Origin of the sequence: Prauserella aidingensis (assembly GCF_024171865.1) — a bacterium.
Classification (GTDB): domain Bacteria; phylum Actinomycetota; class Actinomycetes; order Mycobacteriales; family Pseudonocardiaceae; genus Prauserella; species Prauserella aidingensis.
Genome location: NZ_JAMTCN010000011.1, coordinates 1 through 14,551, shown reverse-complemented (window position 1 = coordinate 14,551; position 14,551 = coordinate 1). Strand labels below are relative to the sequence as shown.

At 72.5% G+C, this 14,551-nt stretch carries 12 protein-coding genes and 2 rRNA genes; 1 reads left to right on the top strand and 13 read right to left on the bottom strand.

The window, feature by feature from the left end; genetic code table 11:
- Positions 1–212: 212 nt before the first annotated feature.
- The 3 genes from xerD to pyrG all read right to left on the bottom strand — a co-directional run bounded on the left by xerD (position 213) and on the right by pyrG (position 3,552).
- Positions 213–1,115: a site-specific tyrosine recombinase XerD gene (xerD, locus tag LY13_RS13135; protein ID WP_253828805.1), complete on the bottom strand. Its 903-nt coding sequence runs from the start codon at positions 1,113–1,115 to the stop codon at positions 213–215.
- A gap of 107 nt (positions 1,116–1,222) precedes the next feature.
- The gene (locus tag LY13_RS13130) at positions 1,223–1,858 is read right to left on the bottom strand and encodes an NUDIX domain-containing protein (RefSeq protein WP_253828701.1); all 636 of its coding nucleotides are present in this window, start codon (positions 1,856–1,858) and stop codon (positions 1,223–1,225) included.
- On the bottom strand, positions 1,855–3,552 hold the full coding sequence (gene pyrG / locus LY13_RS13125) for a CTP synthase (RefSeq protein ID WP_253828700.1): 1,698 nt from the start codon (positions 3,550–3,552) through the stop codon (positions 1,855–1,857). The genes LY13_RS13130 and pyrG overlap by 4 nt, the downstream gene beginning before the upstream one ends.
- Before the next feature lie 85 nt (positions 3,553–3,637).
- On the opposite strand from pyrG, the gene aroA reads away from it, so the two are divergent.
- Entirely contained in the window at positions 3,638–4,963 is a 1,326-nt protein-coding gene (aroA, locus tag LY13_RS13120) for a 3-phosphoshikimate 1-carboxyvinyltransferase (protein ID WP_308216325.1), read from the top strand.
- Between the two features lie 34 nt (positions 4,964–4,997).
- On the opposite strand, the gene LY13_RS13115 is transcribed toward aroA, so the two are convergent.
- From LY13_RS13115 to LY13_RS13070, 10 genes are all read right to left on the bottom strand, one after another.
- The gene (locus LY13_RS13115; protein ID WP_253828698.1) at positions 4,998–5,948 is read right to left on the bottom strand and encodes a copper transporter; all 951 of its coding nucleotides are present in this window, start codon (positions 5,946–5,948) and stop codon (positions 4,998–5,000) included.
- Positions 5,945–7,129, bottom strand: coding sequence for a putative cytokinetic ring protein SteA (steA, locus tag LY13_RS13110; protein ID WP_253828697.1), 1,185 nt, complete (start codon positions 7,127–7,129; stop codon positions 5,945–5,947). Before steA ends, LY13_RS13115 begins: the two co-directional genes overlap by 4 nt.
- Positions 7,130–7,332: 203 nt before the next feature.
- On the bottom strand, positions 7,333–9,333 hold the full coding sequence (gene recN / locus LY13_RS13105) for a DNA repair protein RecN (RefSeq protein ID WP_253828696.1): 2,001 nt from the start codon (positions 9,331–9,333) through the stop codon (positions 7,333–7,335).
- Positions 9,334–9,408: 75 nt separating this feature from the next.
- A complete protein-coding gene (locus LY13_RS13100; RefSeq protein WP_253828694.1) occupies positions 9,409–10,332 on the bottom strand; it encodes an NAD kinase in 924 nt (307 codons plus the stop codon).
- Positions 10,333–10,369: 37 nt separating this feature from the next.
- On the bottom strand, positions 10,370–11,191 hold the full coding sequence (locus tag LY13_RS13095; RefSeq protein ID WP_253828693.1) for a TlyA family RNA methyltransferase: 822 nt from the start codon (positions 11,189–11,191) through the stop codon (positions 10,370–10,372).
- 57 nt (positions 11,192–11,248) lie between these two features.
- Positions 11,249–11,488, bottom strand: a complete 240-nt coding sequence (locus tag LY13_RS13090) for a hypothetical protein (RefSeq protein WP_253828819.1) — start codon at positions 11,486–11,488, stop codon at positions 11,249–11,251.
- A gap of 104 nt (positions 11,489–11,592) precedes the next feature.
- Positions 11,593–12,603, bottom strand: a complete 1,011-nt coding sequence (locus LY13_RS13085) for an HAD-IIA family hydrolase (protein WP_253828691.1) — start codon at positions 12,601–12,603, stop codon at positions 11,593–11,595.
- A complete protein-coding gene (locus LY13_RS13080) occupies positions 12,596–13,267 on the bottom strand; it encodes a tetratricopeptide repeat protein (protein WP_253828690.1) in 672 nt (223 codons plus the stop codon). The genes LY13_RS13085 and LY13_RS13080 overlap by 8 nt, the downstream gene beginning before the upstream one ends.
- Before the next feature lie 929 nt (positions 13,268–14,196).
- Positions 14,197–14,313, bottom strand: a 5S ribosomal RNA gene (gene rrf / locus LY13_RS13075).
- Positions 14,314–14,406: 93 nt separating this feature from the next.
- Positions 14,407–14,551 (bottom strand): 23S ribosomal RNA (locus LY13_RS13070); the annotation flags it as partial.

Genomic DNA, 14,551 nt, shown 5'->3' with positions numbered 1-14,551 from the left:
GGGGCAAGAACGCCGTCAGCCTATTCGCGGTGTAGACATAGCGGCAAAGAGGCTCGCCGCGTGGCGAGCGGATTGTCGCCGCACGTCGCACCGGTGCCGGGCCCGGCCACGGGAGGACCCGGGCGTGGGCGGACGACCGACCGGATCGCACGTGGCGGGCCGGCGAGCACGTGGCGGGCCGCGGGACCGTGGCGGGCAGGCAGCCGGCTGGGTCAGTGGAGCGCGCGCGGGTGCGCCGTCGCGTACACCTCGCGGAGCGTGGTGACCGTGACGAGCGTGTAGACCTGTGTGGTCGAGACGGACGCGTGCCCGAGCAGCTCCTGCACCACCCGTACGTCGGCACCGCCTTCGATGAGGTGGGTGGCGAACGAGTGGCGCAGCGTGTGCGGCGACACCGTCGCGGTGATGCCCGCCCGCTCGGCGGCGGTCTTGAGCACGTGCCATGCGCTCTGCCGCGACAGCCTGCCTCCCCGCGCGTTCAGGAACACGGCGGCCGTGCCCCTGCCCGACCGGGCCAGCACCGGACGGGCGCGGACGAGGTAGGCGTCGAGCGCTTCGAGCGCGGGTCTGCCGATCGGCACGAGCCGTTGGCGGCCGCCCTTGCCGTCGAGCAGGACGGTGCGCTCGGTGGTGTCGATGTCGTCGACGTCGAGACCGACCGCTTCGGAGATCCGCGCGCCGGTGGAGTACAGCAGTTCGAGCAGTGCCCGGTCCCGCAACGGGCGTTCGCCGTCCGGCGCGGGGGTCGCGAGCAGCCGCAGCACGTCGTCGACCGGTAGTGCCTTCGGCAGTCGCCGGGCCGGTGCGGGCGGATGCACGTCGCGGGCCGGGTCGTGGTCGGTGATGCCGTCGGCGCTGGCGAACTTGTGCAACCCCCGCACCGCGACGAGCGCCCTGGCCGCCGACGAGGCCGCGAGCGGGCGATGCTCGTCGTCGCCCTCCCGCAGCACGGCACCGAACTCGGCGACGTGCCGCGGCTCCACGGCCGCCGGATCGGTGATGCCGTTCCCCTCCAGGAACGCCACGTAGCGGCGCAGGTCACGGGCGTACCCGTCGAGAGTGTTCTTCGACGTGCCGCGCTCCACCGCGAGATGGTCGAGATAGGTCGCCACCACGTGTTCCACGGACCCTCGCGCGCGTGCCACGCGGACACTGTAGACGGATCCGCCCGCGATGCGGGCGCAGCGCGCAGACAGCGGGCGCACTCGGGCGCCGTGGGACGTCAGGTCGCGTCGCGGACCCGTTCGGCGAACGTCATCGGCCGGTGCCGCCACGGGGCGTGCGGTCCACGCGGGGAGCGCTGCCCGGTGACGACGGCGTGCGCCGCGAGGATGCCCCCGACGCTGGCCCCGTTGACGATCTCGCCCGCCAGGACCATCCCGACCGCGTCGTCCAGGGGGACGGTCGTGATCGTCAGGTCGGCCTCCTCGTCCCCGTGGGCCTGCCGCTCCACCGCCCGCAGCTCACGCGCCAGGTAGACCCGCACGACCTCGTCGGTGAAACCGGGCGAGGCGGCCACCTCCACGAGCGTGTCCCAGCGCGCCGCCGCCAGCCCGGCCTCCTCGACGAGCTCCCGGGCCGCGGTGTCCACGGGATCCTCGCCGTCGACGTCGAGCAGCCCCGCGGGCAGCTCCCACAACCGGTCCTGCACCGGATGCCGGTACTGATGGATGAGCGTCACGCCGCCGTCGTCGTCGACGGCACAGACGGCCACGGCGCCGAGGTGCTCCACGACCTCGCGCCGCGCCGTCGCACCGCCCGGCATGGCCACCTCGTCCACGCGCAGTCCCACGACCCGTCCGATGTGGATGTCCCGCGTGGACACCACGTCGAACTCGTGCGTTCCCGGCTCGGTCACCGCGCACCCGCCGATTCCGGCAGCTCGACCGGCAGCCGCTCGGCCGTGTGGTACTCGACGGCGGCCTTGACGAACGCGCTGAACAGCGGGTGCGGGCGGGTCGGCCTGCTCTTGAGCTCCGGGTGCGCCTGCGTGGCGACGAAGAACGGATGCTGTTCGGCGGGCAGCTCCACGAACTCGACGAGCCGGTCGTCGGGCGAGGTGCCGGAGAACACCAGGCCCGCCTCGGCCAACCGGTCGCGGTAGGCGTTGTTGACCTCGTAGCGGTGGCGGTGCCGCTCGGAGATCTCGGTCTCGCCGTAGGCGGCGGCGACCTGCGATCCGGCCCGCAACGTCGCCGGGTAGGCGCCGAGCCGCATGGTGCCACCCATGTCCTTCTCCCCCGCGACGACCTGCTTCTGGTCGGCCATCGTGGAGATCACCCGGTGGGCGGCCGCCGGGTCGAACTCGGACGAGTCGGCGCCGTCGATGCCCGCGAGGTTGCGGGCCGTCTCGACGACCATGCACTGCAGCCCGAGGCACAGCCCCAGCACCGGGATCTTGCGCTCACGCGCGAACTTGATAGCGCCGATCTTGCCCTCGATACCGCGGATGCCGAATCCGCCGGGAATCAACACGCCATCCACATCGGACAACGCAGCGGCCGCACCGGACTCGGTCAGCAGGTCGTCCGAGGCCACCCAGACGATCTTCACCTTGGCGTGGTGGGCGAATCCGCCCGCACGCAGCGCCTCGGTCACCGACAGGTAGGCGTCGGGCAGGTCGATGTACTTGCCGACCAGCGCGACCCGGACCGTCTCGTTCGGGTTGTGCACGCGCTCGAGCAGGTCGCCCCACACCGTCCAGTCGACGTCGCGGAAGGGCAGGCCGAGCCTGCGCACGACGTAGGCGTCGAGGGCCTCGGAGTGCAGCACCTTCGGGATGTCGTAGATCGACGGCGCGTCCGGGCAGGCGATGACGGCCTCGCTGTCCACGTCGGACATGAGGCCGATCTTGTTCTTCACCTCGTCGGACAGCTCGCGGTCGGCGCGGCACACCAGCGCGTCCGGCTGGATGCCGATGTTGCGCAGCGCGGCCACCGAGTGCTGCGTCGGCTTCGTCTTGAGCTCGCCGGACGGCGCCAGGTACGGCACCAGCGAGACGTGCAGGAAGAAGCAGTTGTCGCGGCCCACGTCGTGGCGCACCTGACGGCACGCCTCGAGGAACGGCAACGACTCGATGTCACCCACGGTGCCGCCGACCTCGGTGATGACGACGTCGGGGCGCTTGCCACTGCCGTCACCGTCCGCGACGGCCATGATGCGCGCCTTGATCTCGTCCGTGATGTGCGGAATGACCTGCACCGTGTCGCCGAGGTACTCGCCGCGCCGCTCCTTGGCGATCACCGACGAGTACACCTGCCCGGTGGTCACGTTGGCAGAACCGGAGAGATCCCGGTCGAGGAAGCGCTCGTAGTGCCCGATGTCCAGATCGGTCTCGGCGCCGTCCTCGGTGACGAACACCTCACCGTGCTGGAACGGGTTCATCGTTCCCGGGTCGACGTTGAGATACGGATCCAGCTTCTGCATCGTGACGCGGAGTCCACGAGCGGTGAGAAGCTGGCCCAGGCTGGAGGCGGTAAGCCCCTTGCCGAGCGAGGAGGCGACGCCTCCCGTGACGAAGACGTACTTGGTTGTCCGCGGCTGAAGTCCCACGGGCTTCCACCTTAACTCACACTCACGGATTCGTGCGCAGGCGCCTCACGCGCCGCGTGGCGCCGCTCGTGCGACAGTGGCTGGCGTGTCCACCGAAGACGCCGCAACCACCGCCTCCCCCTGGACCGCACCGACGGCACGCCGTGCGACGGGCGGGACGCTCGACGCGACGGTGCGGGTGCCCGGGTCGAAGTCCATCACCAACCGGGCCTACGTGCTCGCGGCCCTGTCGACCGGGGCGACACTGGTGCGGGAACCGCTCGATTCGCGGGACGCACGCCTGATGCTCGGCGCGCTGGCCGCACTGGGCGCCGGCGCCGAGCACACGTCCGACGGGGTGCGGGTCAGCCCGCTCACTCCCGGATCGGGTGACGCCGCCGTGACACTCGGTAACGCGGGCACGGTGGCCCGGTTCACGCCGGCGCTGGCCGCGCTGGGTGAGCGGACCGTCCACTTCGACGGTGACGCCGCGATCCGCCGCAGGCCGCTGTCGCCGCTGCTAGGCGCACTGCGTGAGCTGGGTGCGGACATCCGGGACGACGGTGGGGAGCCCGGCGCTCCGCCGTTCACCGTCCGGGGCCACGGCGGGCTGACCGGCGGCGAGGTCGACCTCGACTCGTCGGCGTCCAGCCAGTTCCTGTCGGCCTTGCTGCTCGCCGCTCCCGCGTTCGAACGCGGCGTCACGGTGCGATTGGTGGGCACGGTGCCCAGCGAGCCGCACATCGCCATGACCCTCGACATGCTGCGCCGCTTCGGCGCGGCCCCCGAGCGCAGCGGCCGCGAGGTGCACGTCCCGCCCGCGACGCTGACGCTCACCGAGTACACGGTCGAGCCGGACCTGTCGACCGCGGCACCGTTCGTCGCGGCACCGCTGGTGGCCGGCGGCACGGTCCGCATCGCGGGCTGGCCGCGCGAGACCACCCAGCCGGGTGACTGGCTGCGCAGCCTCGTCGCCGAACTGGGCGGTGAGGCCGTGTTCGAACGCGCCGCCGACGGCTCCGACCTCCTCCGCGTCACCGGTGACGGCGTGCTGGCCGGCCGCGAACTCGACCTGCACGAGGTCGGCGAGCTGACGCCGGTCGTCGCGGCGATGCTCTGTTTCGCCGACGGCCCGTCACGCATCTCGGGTGTGGCGCACCTGCGCGGCCACGAGACCGACCGGCTGGCCGCGCTCGCGACCGAGCTGACCGCGCTCGGCGGTGACGTCACCGAGACCGACGACGGGCTGGTCATCACCCCGGCGCCGCTGCACGCCGGCATGTTCCACACCTACGACGACCACCGGCTCGTCATGGCCGGCGCGGTGCTCGGTCTGCGGGTGCCCGGGATCGGGGTGGAGAACCCCGCCACGGTCGGCAAGACCTTCCCCGGTTTCGTCGACGCGTGGCACACCATGCTCGACCGGGGCTGAATGCTCGACCGGGGCTGGCCGGGCTCCTCCGCCGTCAGCGGCTCTCTCGGTCGACGCCCGGTGCCGGCGCCTCGGCGTTGCCCGCGGTGCCGTAGCGGCCCGTGTCGCCTTCGAGCTGCTCACGCAGTGCCAGGACCGTGGCGATCCGGCCGGAGTGCGAGGCGACATTGTCCACCGTGGACAGAACTGAGGTCACCGCCGTGTCCGCCCGCGCGACACCGACAGCGCCGGCGCCTCCTGCCGAGCCCTCCCGGCCCGCCAGCACGGCGCCCGCGCCGGAACGGTCGAGCTGGGCCGCGAACCGCGCGATCGTCGCCGCCTTGTTGCCTGCGCCGTCGCCGGTCTCCGCACCGCCGGTGAGCACGATGGCCAGCTGCGCGGGCTTGACCGACTCCTTGCTCGGGTTGACGAACCCGCTGTCGGTCAGCCCGGACAGTGCCGCCTGACGTTCGTCACCGGACGCCTGCGGTTTCGCGTTCTCGCCGTCGAGCAGCAACACCGACCCGGCGAGCGCGCCCGCGAGCGTGCCCGGGTCGCCCGCCGTCGGGAACTGTGCGCCCGACGGCTGCAGCCTGGTGGCGATCTCGCGCAGCTGGTCCGACTGGCCGGGGTCGGTGAACGCCTCCGTCAGCTGCACCTCGCCGGTGACCTCGGCACCCGCCTGTTCGACACGCTCGGTCAGCGCGTCCCGGTCGGCCGAGCTCGCGTCCGGGGTGGTGATGAACACGACCGACCGCTTGTCGAGCAGCCCGTCGACCACGCTGCCGCCCACCGAGCCCGCGAACGCGTCCGCGTCGGACAGCTGCGCCTGCAACGAGTTCCGCTGCGACTCGAGGTCGCTCACCTGCCCGGCGAGGTCCTCGCGCTCGTCCGACAGCCCGGACAGCAACGGCCCGTTCAGTGCGGTCGAGCCGAGCACGACCCCGATCGCCAGCGCGAGGAACGCCGCGGCGATCGAGACGATGTGATACCGCAGCGAGATCACGAAAACAGCCCCCTGACCCAGGACGCGAACGAATTCCAGGTGTCGCGCAGCCAATCCGCGTACACGCTGCCGACGTCGGAGACCAGCAGCGCCGCCGCGACCACGGCCAGCGCGGCCAGCACCAGCAGCACGACCGCGCTCATCGACACGCGATTGCGATGCAGCGTGGCGACGGCCTTCCCGTCGACGAGTTTCGTGCCGAGCTTGAGCCGGGTGAGGAACGTCGACGGATTCGAGCCGGACCGGCCGTGGTCCAGGAACTCCCGCAGCGTGGCCTGGAACCCGATCGTCACGACGAGGCCGGCGTCGTGGGCATCGGCCAGCAGCAACGCGAGGTCCTCCGCGTTACCCGAGGCCGGGAACGTCACGGCCCCGATCCCGAGGTCCTGGATACGTTCGACGCCCGGTGCGTAGCCGTCCGGCTGCGCGGGCACGACGACCTCGTGGCATTCCTTGAGTGTCTGCGCGCCGATGCCGCTCGGGTCGCCGACGACCACGTCCGGGGTGTAACCGAGGTCGCGGAGCGTGTCGGCCGCGGCGTCGACGCCGATCAACGCGGGTCGGTGCTCGTTGATGTACTTCTTCAGCGCCTTGAGGTCCTCGGCGTGTTCGTTGCCGGGCGCGACGACCAGCACGTGCCGGTCCTTCAGCTGCAACCGCAGCTCGGGCACGCCGACACCGTCGAGGATCAGCGCGCGTTCCCGCCGCAGGAACTCGATCGTGTTGGCGGAGAACGCCTCCAACTGCGTGGACATGCCGGCCTTGGCCTCGATCATCGCGTCGGCGACGCTCTCGGCCGTCTGCACCGTGCCGGACGCGATCGCCTCGTCCCCGGCGTACAGCGTGCCCTCGTGGAGGCGCACCTTGCTGCCGTCCTTGAGGCGCTGCACGACGTCGGAGCCGACGTTGTCGACCAGCGGAACACCCGCCTCGACGAGGATCTCCGGGCCGAGGTTGGGGAAACGACCCGAGATGGACGGTGCGGCGTTCACGACCGCGGCGACCTCGGCCGCGACGAGCACGTCGGCCGTGGCGCGATCGATGTCGACCTCGTCCATGACGACGATGTCCCCGGAACCCACCCGCCGCAACAACTCCCGGGTGCGCCGGTCGACACGTGCCACTCCGCTGGTACCGGGCAGGGATTCCTTGGCCCGGGTGAGCAAGCCGGAGAGTTTCATGCCTTCGATACTGGCAAACGACACCGCGTAATACGGCGGCGACGCGCCGAGAACGGCCGACGATCACCCTCGTCCACGCCGCAGATCACACCACCGTGCCGGCGACCAGCGGGCACCGGCGGGGTTCGGCCGGGGCGGGGACGCCCCTCCGCGGGCCGTTCGGTGGCACCACCGCGATCCCGTGAAGATCCACTTCGGACGGCTCACACCCGGTCGCCGCCGCCCGTCTTCTTCCCGGAGACGGACTTTCCGGACGCCTTCGAACCGGCTCCCTTCGAGCCAGCGCCCTTGGATCCGCCGCTCTTCGAGCCACCGCCCTTGGAGCCGCCGCCGGATCCTGCGACCTTCGACGCTCCGCCCTCGGATCCGCCGCCCTTCGCACCGCCCTTCGCACCGCCGCTGCGGGAGCCGGCGTTCCCGGCGCCGCGGGCGGCGTCGGCCTTGTACGTGTCGGCCGTGCCGATGAGTTCCTCCGCGTGCGCCCGGCCCGCCTCGCTGTCGTCGAGGCCCGCCAGCATGCGCGCGAGCTCGTCGACGCGGTGCTCCGGGTCGAGCACGGTCACTCCGCTGCGCGTGATGCCGTCGGCCGCGGCCTTGTCCACGACGAGGTGCCGGTCGGCGAATGCCGCGACCTGGGGCAGGTGCGTCACGACCAGCACCTGGTGGGTGCGCGCCAGCGAGGCGAGCCGTTTGCCGATCTCGACCGCCGCGCGGCCGCCGACACCGGCGTCCACCTCGTCGAACACGAGGGTCTGCACGGGATCGGCGTGTGCCAGCACGACCTCGATGGCGAGCATCACCCGGGACAGCTCGCCGCCGGAGGCGGCTTTGTGCACCGGCATCGGCTGCGCCCCGGAGTGGGCCTTGAGTACCAGCTCGACCTCGTCGACGCCGTCCGGGCCCGCGTGCACGCGCTCCCCCGCCACGGTCAGCGCGTGCGGATCGGTCTCGTCGGCACCCTTGGTACGGACCAGCAGTTCGATCTCGGCCTGTCCCATGGCCAGGCCCGCCAGCTCGGCGGTGATGCGGTCCGCGAGCTCGGCCGCAGCGGTGCGTCGGGCGGTGCTCACCTCGTCCGCACGTGCGGCGAGTTCGGCGGCCAGTTCGTCGCGGCGGCCCGCGAGCGCGGTCAGGGCCTCGTCCGAGGTGTCCAGCCCGGCGAGCCGTTCCCGCGCGTCCTCCGCCCACGCGAGCACACCGTCGACGTCGGCGGCGTACTTGCGCGTCAGTTTCTTCAGCTCGGACTGCCTGGCGAGGATCTGTTCCAGCCGTTCCGGGTCGGCTTCGAGTCCGTCGAGGTAGCCGGTGAGCTCGGCGCCGACGTCCGACAGCAGTGTCGCCGCCTCGGCCAGCCGCGGTTCCAGGTCGCGCAGCACCGCGTCGTCGGCCGCCGACAGCCTGCGGCGCGCGTCGGCCAGCAACCCGAGCGCGCCGGGCTGGTCGAGGTCTCCGTCGGCGTCCCCCGACACGGCCGCCGACGCGGCCGATGCCGCCTCCCGCAGCTCGTCGACCGCGGACAGCCGTTTCACCTGTTCGGTCAGGTCGGTGTCCTCGCCGGGCTCGGGGGCGACCGCCTCGATCTCCGCGAGGCCGTGGCGCAGCATGTCCGCCTGCTGCGCCAGCTCCCGCGAGCGTGACGACCGCTCCTCGAGCTCGGTGATCACGTCGAGCCACTCCCGCCGGATCCGCCGGTACTCGGCGAGCGGCGTCGCGACGGGGTCGCCTGCGAACCGGTCGAGCACCGCGCGCTGCTCGGCCGAGCGCAGCAGTTTCAGCTGGTCGTTCTGCCCGTGAACGGCGATCAGCTGCTCGGCGAGGTCGCCGAGCACCCCGACCGGCACGGACCGGCCACCGAGGTGGGCGCGCGACCGTCCGTCGGCGCCGACCGAGCGGAGCGCGATCACGCTGCCGTCCTCGTCCGTGTCCGCGCCCGCGTCGGCGATGATCGTCGGCGCGCGGTCGCCGGAAGCGGCACCGCCGCCCGCGGCGCCGATGCCTTCGAAACGCCCTTCGACGGTCGCCTTGGCCGCGCCCGCACGCACCTTCGACGCCTCCGACCGGCCACCCGACAACAGGTGTAGCCCGGTGACGACCATGGTCTTGCCCGCCCCCGTCTCACCGGTGACGACGGTGAGACCCGGGTGCAGTTCGAGCAGGGCGTCCTCGATCACTCCGAGGCCCTGGATTCGCATCTCGGCCAGCACGCGCACCACCGTATCGGCAGCCACCGACAGCCGGGAGTGTGCAGGGGGTGCGAGGTCGCGTACCCGGCGGGCCGGTCAGCTCGGGTCGCCGCGGTCGTGCCGTTCCCGCCAGCTCTTCACCGGCAGCGAGAACTTGTGCACGAGGCGGTCGGTGAACGGCCCGTCCCACAGGTGCGCGAGCCGCACCGGCACCGAGCCGGCCACGACCCGTACCTGCATGCCTGCGTCGAGCTCGATGTGCCGGAGTCCGTCGCAGGTCAGCACCGCGGGCGAGCCGTCCGGGTCGACACCGACCGTGATCACCGACTCGCGGGAGACGACGAGCGGACGCGAGAACATGGCGTGCGCGTTGCTCGGCACCACGAGCAGCGCCTCGACGTCGGGCCACACCACGGGTCCGCCCGCGGAGAACGCGTACGCCGTCGACCCGGTCGGCGTCGAGCACAGCACGCCGTCGCAGCCGAAGGCCGACACGGGCCGCCCGTCGACCTCGATCAGCGCGTCCAGGATGCGTTCACGGGTGGACTTCTCCACGCTCGCCTCGTTGAGCGCCCATGTGGCGGCCACGACCTCGTCGCCTCGGGTCACGGTGACGTCGATCGTCATCCGCTCCTCGATGCGGTAGGCGCCCCGCACGACGCGTTCGACCGTGTCGGCCAGGGCGTGCGAGTCGGCCTCGGTGAGGAATCCGACACGGCCCAGGTTCACCCCGAGCACCGGCACCCCGGCGGGGCGGGCCAGTTCGGCCGCCCGCAGCAGGGTGCCGTCGCCGCCGAGCACGAGCACCAGCTCGGCGCCGTGGGCTGGACGGTGATCCGGGTCGACCACGACGCACGGCGTGTCCCCCGCCCTGCCGACGAGCTGACGTACCTCGTCGTCGACCACGCGCAGGCCGATGCCCGCTCCCGCGAGCCGCGCCGCGACCGCGCGCGCGGCGTCCTGCGTCGACTCGCGGTCCGGATGCACCACGAGCAGCACTTCCCGAGGCCCGAAACTCACTGCGGCCCCCTCACCGTCGTCCTCACCGTCACCGCGGTCACTGTGGACCCGCTTCGACCGCGGTGCGTACCAGTTCCTCCGGATCCGGCCGGTCGGAACCCGCCTCGGGCCCGCCCTTGCGCAGCCAGGCGAAGAACTCGACGTTGCCGGACGGCCCGGGCAGCGGACTCGCCGTCACCCCGCGCGGCTGCAGCCCGTGGTCGGCCGCCGCGGCCAGCACGTCGAGCACCGCCTCGGTGCGCAGCGCGGGATCGCGGACCACGCCGCCGCTGCCCAGCCGGTGTTTGCCGACCTCGAACTGCGGTTTCACCATCGGCAGCAGATCGCCGCCCTCGGCCGAGCAGGCGGCGAGTGCGCCGAGCACGAGCTTCAGCGAGATGAACGACAGATCGGCGACCACCAGGTCCACCGGTCCGCCGATCTCGTCCGGCGTCAGGCTGCGCACGTTGGTCTTGTCCAGCACGACGACGCGTTCGTCGGTGCGGAGGCGCCAGTCGAGCAGCCCGCGGCCGACATCGGCGGCCACGACCTCCCGTGCGCCCTCACGCAGCAGGACGTCGGTGAAGCCGCCGGTGGAGGCTCCCGCGTCGAGACAGCGGGCGCCGGTGATGCTCAGCCCTTCCGGCCGGAACGCCTCCAGCGCGCCGAGCAGCTTGTGAGCGCCCCGCGACGCCCACCCGGGGTCGTCGTCGGTGCGCACGACGATGGGAGCGTCCGGCTCGACGCTCGTCGCCGGTTTGGCGGCGACCATGCCGCGCACGGTCACCCGGCCTTCCCCGATCAGGGCACTGGCCTGTTCGCGCGACCGGGCGAGCCCGCGCCGCACCAGCTCCGCGTCGAGCCGCGCCCTACGCGGCATGACCAGACCGATCGCCGAGCGTGCGCGTGGGCACACCGGAACCCGTGGCCGCCATGCTCACACCTTGTCGATGCTGGACAGAGCCACGGTGAGCTCGGTGTGCACGGCCTCGAACCGTTCGACGTGCTCGGCCACGGGCAGCTGCTCGAGGTCGTCGAGCGCGGCGACGGCCTCGTCGATACCGGCCCTCGGGTCGGTGTCCTGGGCCGCGTCCTGGGCCGTGTTCGCGTCGTGGTTCGGTGGCGTGTCCTGGCCGGCCTCCTGCGGCGGGCCGGGTACCGGGCTGTCGTCGTGCACGCCTCAACGCTATCCGATCCGGCGCGGACCACCGTCGCCGACAGGGCCCGGTGCTGCTCGGAACGCCCGGTGCCGCGGTCGGTGGAGCGCGGCACCGGGCGCGGTCAGGTCAGGCCGAGGTCGGCCAACGCCGTGGCCGCCGCGTCGTCGCCCGGGCGGGCCGCCATGATGCCCGTGCGCCACGCGGCGTCGCACAGCGCGCGCAGCAGTGCCATCGGGTCGGCGGCGTCCCCGGTGCCGGCCGTCGTGACGGTCAGCGTGTCACCGCCGGTGTCGATGTGCCAGCCGTCCTGGGGCCCGACCGCCACCCGGCAGGCCGGCTCGTCGAGCGCGGCCAGGTCGGCGGCCACGTATCCGGGCCGCTGCCCGGGCCCTGCCGCCAGCAGTCCCGCGGGCGTCACGACGCCGGTCAGCACCGCGAGGGAGGCCATGTCCGCGGCCGCGGCGCCGGCGATGTCGGTGTCGAGCCGGTCGCCCACGACGAGGGGGCGCGTGCTTCCCGCCGAGTCCGCGGCGAGCCGCAGCAGCGGAGTCTCCGGCTTGCCCGCGACGACCGGGGCCGCGCCGGTGGCCGCGCGCAGCGCCGCGACCATGGCGCCGTTGCCCGGCAGCAGTCCACGTTCGGCAGGGAGGGTCGTGTCCTCGTTGCACGCGACCCACACCGCGCCCGCGCGGATGGCGAGGCACGCCTCGGCGAGCACGGGCCACGCCGTGTCGGGCGAGTGGCCCTGCACGACGCCCGCGACACCGTCGTCGGCTGTCCGCACCGGCGTCAGTCCGGCCGCGGCGACCTGGTCGGCGAGCGCCTCCGTGCCGACGACGAGCGCGCGCGCACCGGGGTCGATCCGCTCCGCGAGGAGCCGGACGCCCGCCTGCGCGCTCGTGCTCACCTCGTCGTCGGCCGCGGGGACGCCCACCTCGGCGAGATGCGCCACGACCGCCTCCGGCGCCTTCGACGCGTTGTTGGTGACGAACCGGACCGGGGTGTCGCGACTGCGTGCCCGCGACACCGCGTCGGCCGCTCCCGGGACGGGGTCCGCACCCCGATACACGGTGCCGTCGAGGTCGAACAGCAGCGCGTCGCAGACGTCGAGCAGTGTTGCGGCGTCATTCACCCGCGAGCTCCGAGGCGCGTTCGGCGGCGTCGGTCTGCATGTCGTCGTCGACCTCGGCGGCGTGCAGGAACCACTGCACCGCCTCGGCGGTGCGGCCGGCCTCGGCGAGGTTGTCGGCGTAGGCGTAGAACAGCCGCACGCTCCACGGCTGCGGCCGCTGCGGGTCCAGGTCGGCGCCCTGGAGCGTCACGACGGCGGCGTCGAGCTGGCCGAGGTCGCGGCGCGCGCCTGCCTCGACGATCTTCAGTTCGACCGCCGTCTCCTTCGGCAGCCCGGCAACGTTCGTCTCCTTGACGATGTCGATCGCCCGCTCCGGCCTGCCCATCGCCCGTTCCGCGTCGGCGATCACCGCGATGTGGGCGTCGGTGTGGGTCATGCGCCGGACCGCGCGCAGCTCCGACAGCGCCTCCGACCAGTTCCCGGTGTGATACGCCGTCAGCCCGAGCGCCTCCCGCACGACCGCGATCCGCGACGCGCGCTTCTTCGCGTAGCGCGCGTGGGCCAGTGCCGCGTCCGGGTCCGTGTCGACGAGCAGGCCCGCGGCGACGAGATGCCGTCCGATACGTTCCGCGAAATCCTTCGGCAGCGAGCGCAGTTCCTGCCTCGCGTCGGCGTCGAGCATGGAGTACTCGGCCTCGTCCGGCAGATCCGGTGCCGTCGGCACGTCCCGCGGCCCGCTGCGTTCCGGCTTGGCATTGCCGTCCGGCCGGGCACTGCGTTCCGGCTTCCCGTGAGCTGTCGCGCCGCCGCGGGGGCCGCGCTCCGACCGTCGGTCGTCGTCCCGGCGCCGGCCGCCGCCGAACGTCCGGTCGTCACGGTTGCCGTCGTTGCGGCCACGGCCGTCCCGGTTGCGGTCATCCCGGTCGTTGCGGTCCCGGTCACTGCGGTTGCGACCATCGGAGCTGTTGCGGTTGTGGCGATCCGGTCGGTTGCGATCGTCCCGCGCGTTCCGGTCTCCGCCGGAACGGCGGTCGCCGTACCCGCCGCGTGTGTCTCCGCCGGTCCTGGGCCGGCCACCGCCGTCACGGGAGCCGCGGCCGTCCCGGCCACCGCGGTCGTTGTCCCTACGGTCGTTGTCGTTCCGGCCGGGACGCCCGCGATCGTCCCGGCCGCGGTCACCGCGGCTGCGCTCGTCGCGGCCACGATCGTCGGAACCACGTCCGCGCTCGCCTGCCCCGCGGCCGTAGTTGCCCCGACGATCACCGTCGCGGCCTCCACGCCGATCGTCGGACCCACGTCCGTCGCCGCCACGGCCACCACCGCGGCGGTCGTCGTTCCGACCTCCGGATCGGCCGCCGCCCTCGCCTCCGCGAGCGCGGTCGTCACGACCTCGGCCGTGCGGTCCTCCCTGTCCGGGACCACCACGGCCACGGTTTCCGGAATTACCGGAACTACCGGAACGTGCATTGCCGGCGTTTCCGGATCGCTCGGATCGGCCACGGTCGTCGCGGCCCGAACGGTCGCGCCCGCTCTTGTCGGACACGGGTCCTCCCACTGTTGAAGTTCTGGTTGAGCATACGTGTAGGGCCCGCTGGGCGCCCATCCCGTACGTTCGGGATAGTCGCTCCAGCGGGCCCTCCCACTGTAAAGAAAGTTCGGCGGTGTCCTACTCTCCCACACCCCTTCGGGTGCAGTACCATCGGCGCTGGCAGGCTTAGCTTCCGGGTTCGGAATGGGACCGGGCGTACCCCTACCGCTATCACCACCGAAACACTACGAAACAACACACCGGCTGCCTCCCCACACACCCACGTGGGGGTGGTGTGGTGTTTCAGGATCGTAGAGTGGGTGCGTAGCATCGTTGTGGACAAGTCCTCGGCCGATTAGTACCAGTCCACTCCAACACACATTACTGCGCTTCCATGTCTGGCCTATCAACCCAGTCATCTACTGGGGGCCTTAACCCACAACGGGGTGGGAGACCTCATCTAGGAACAGGCTTCCCGCT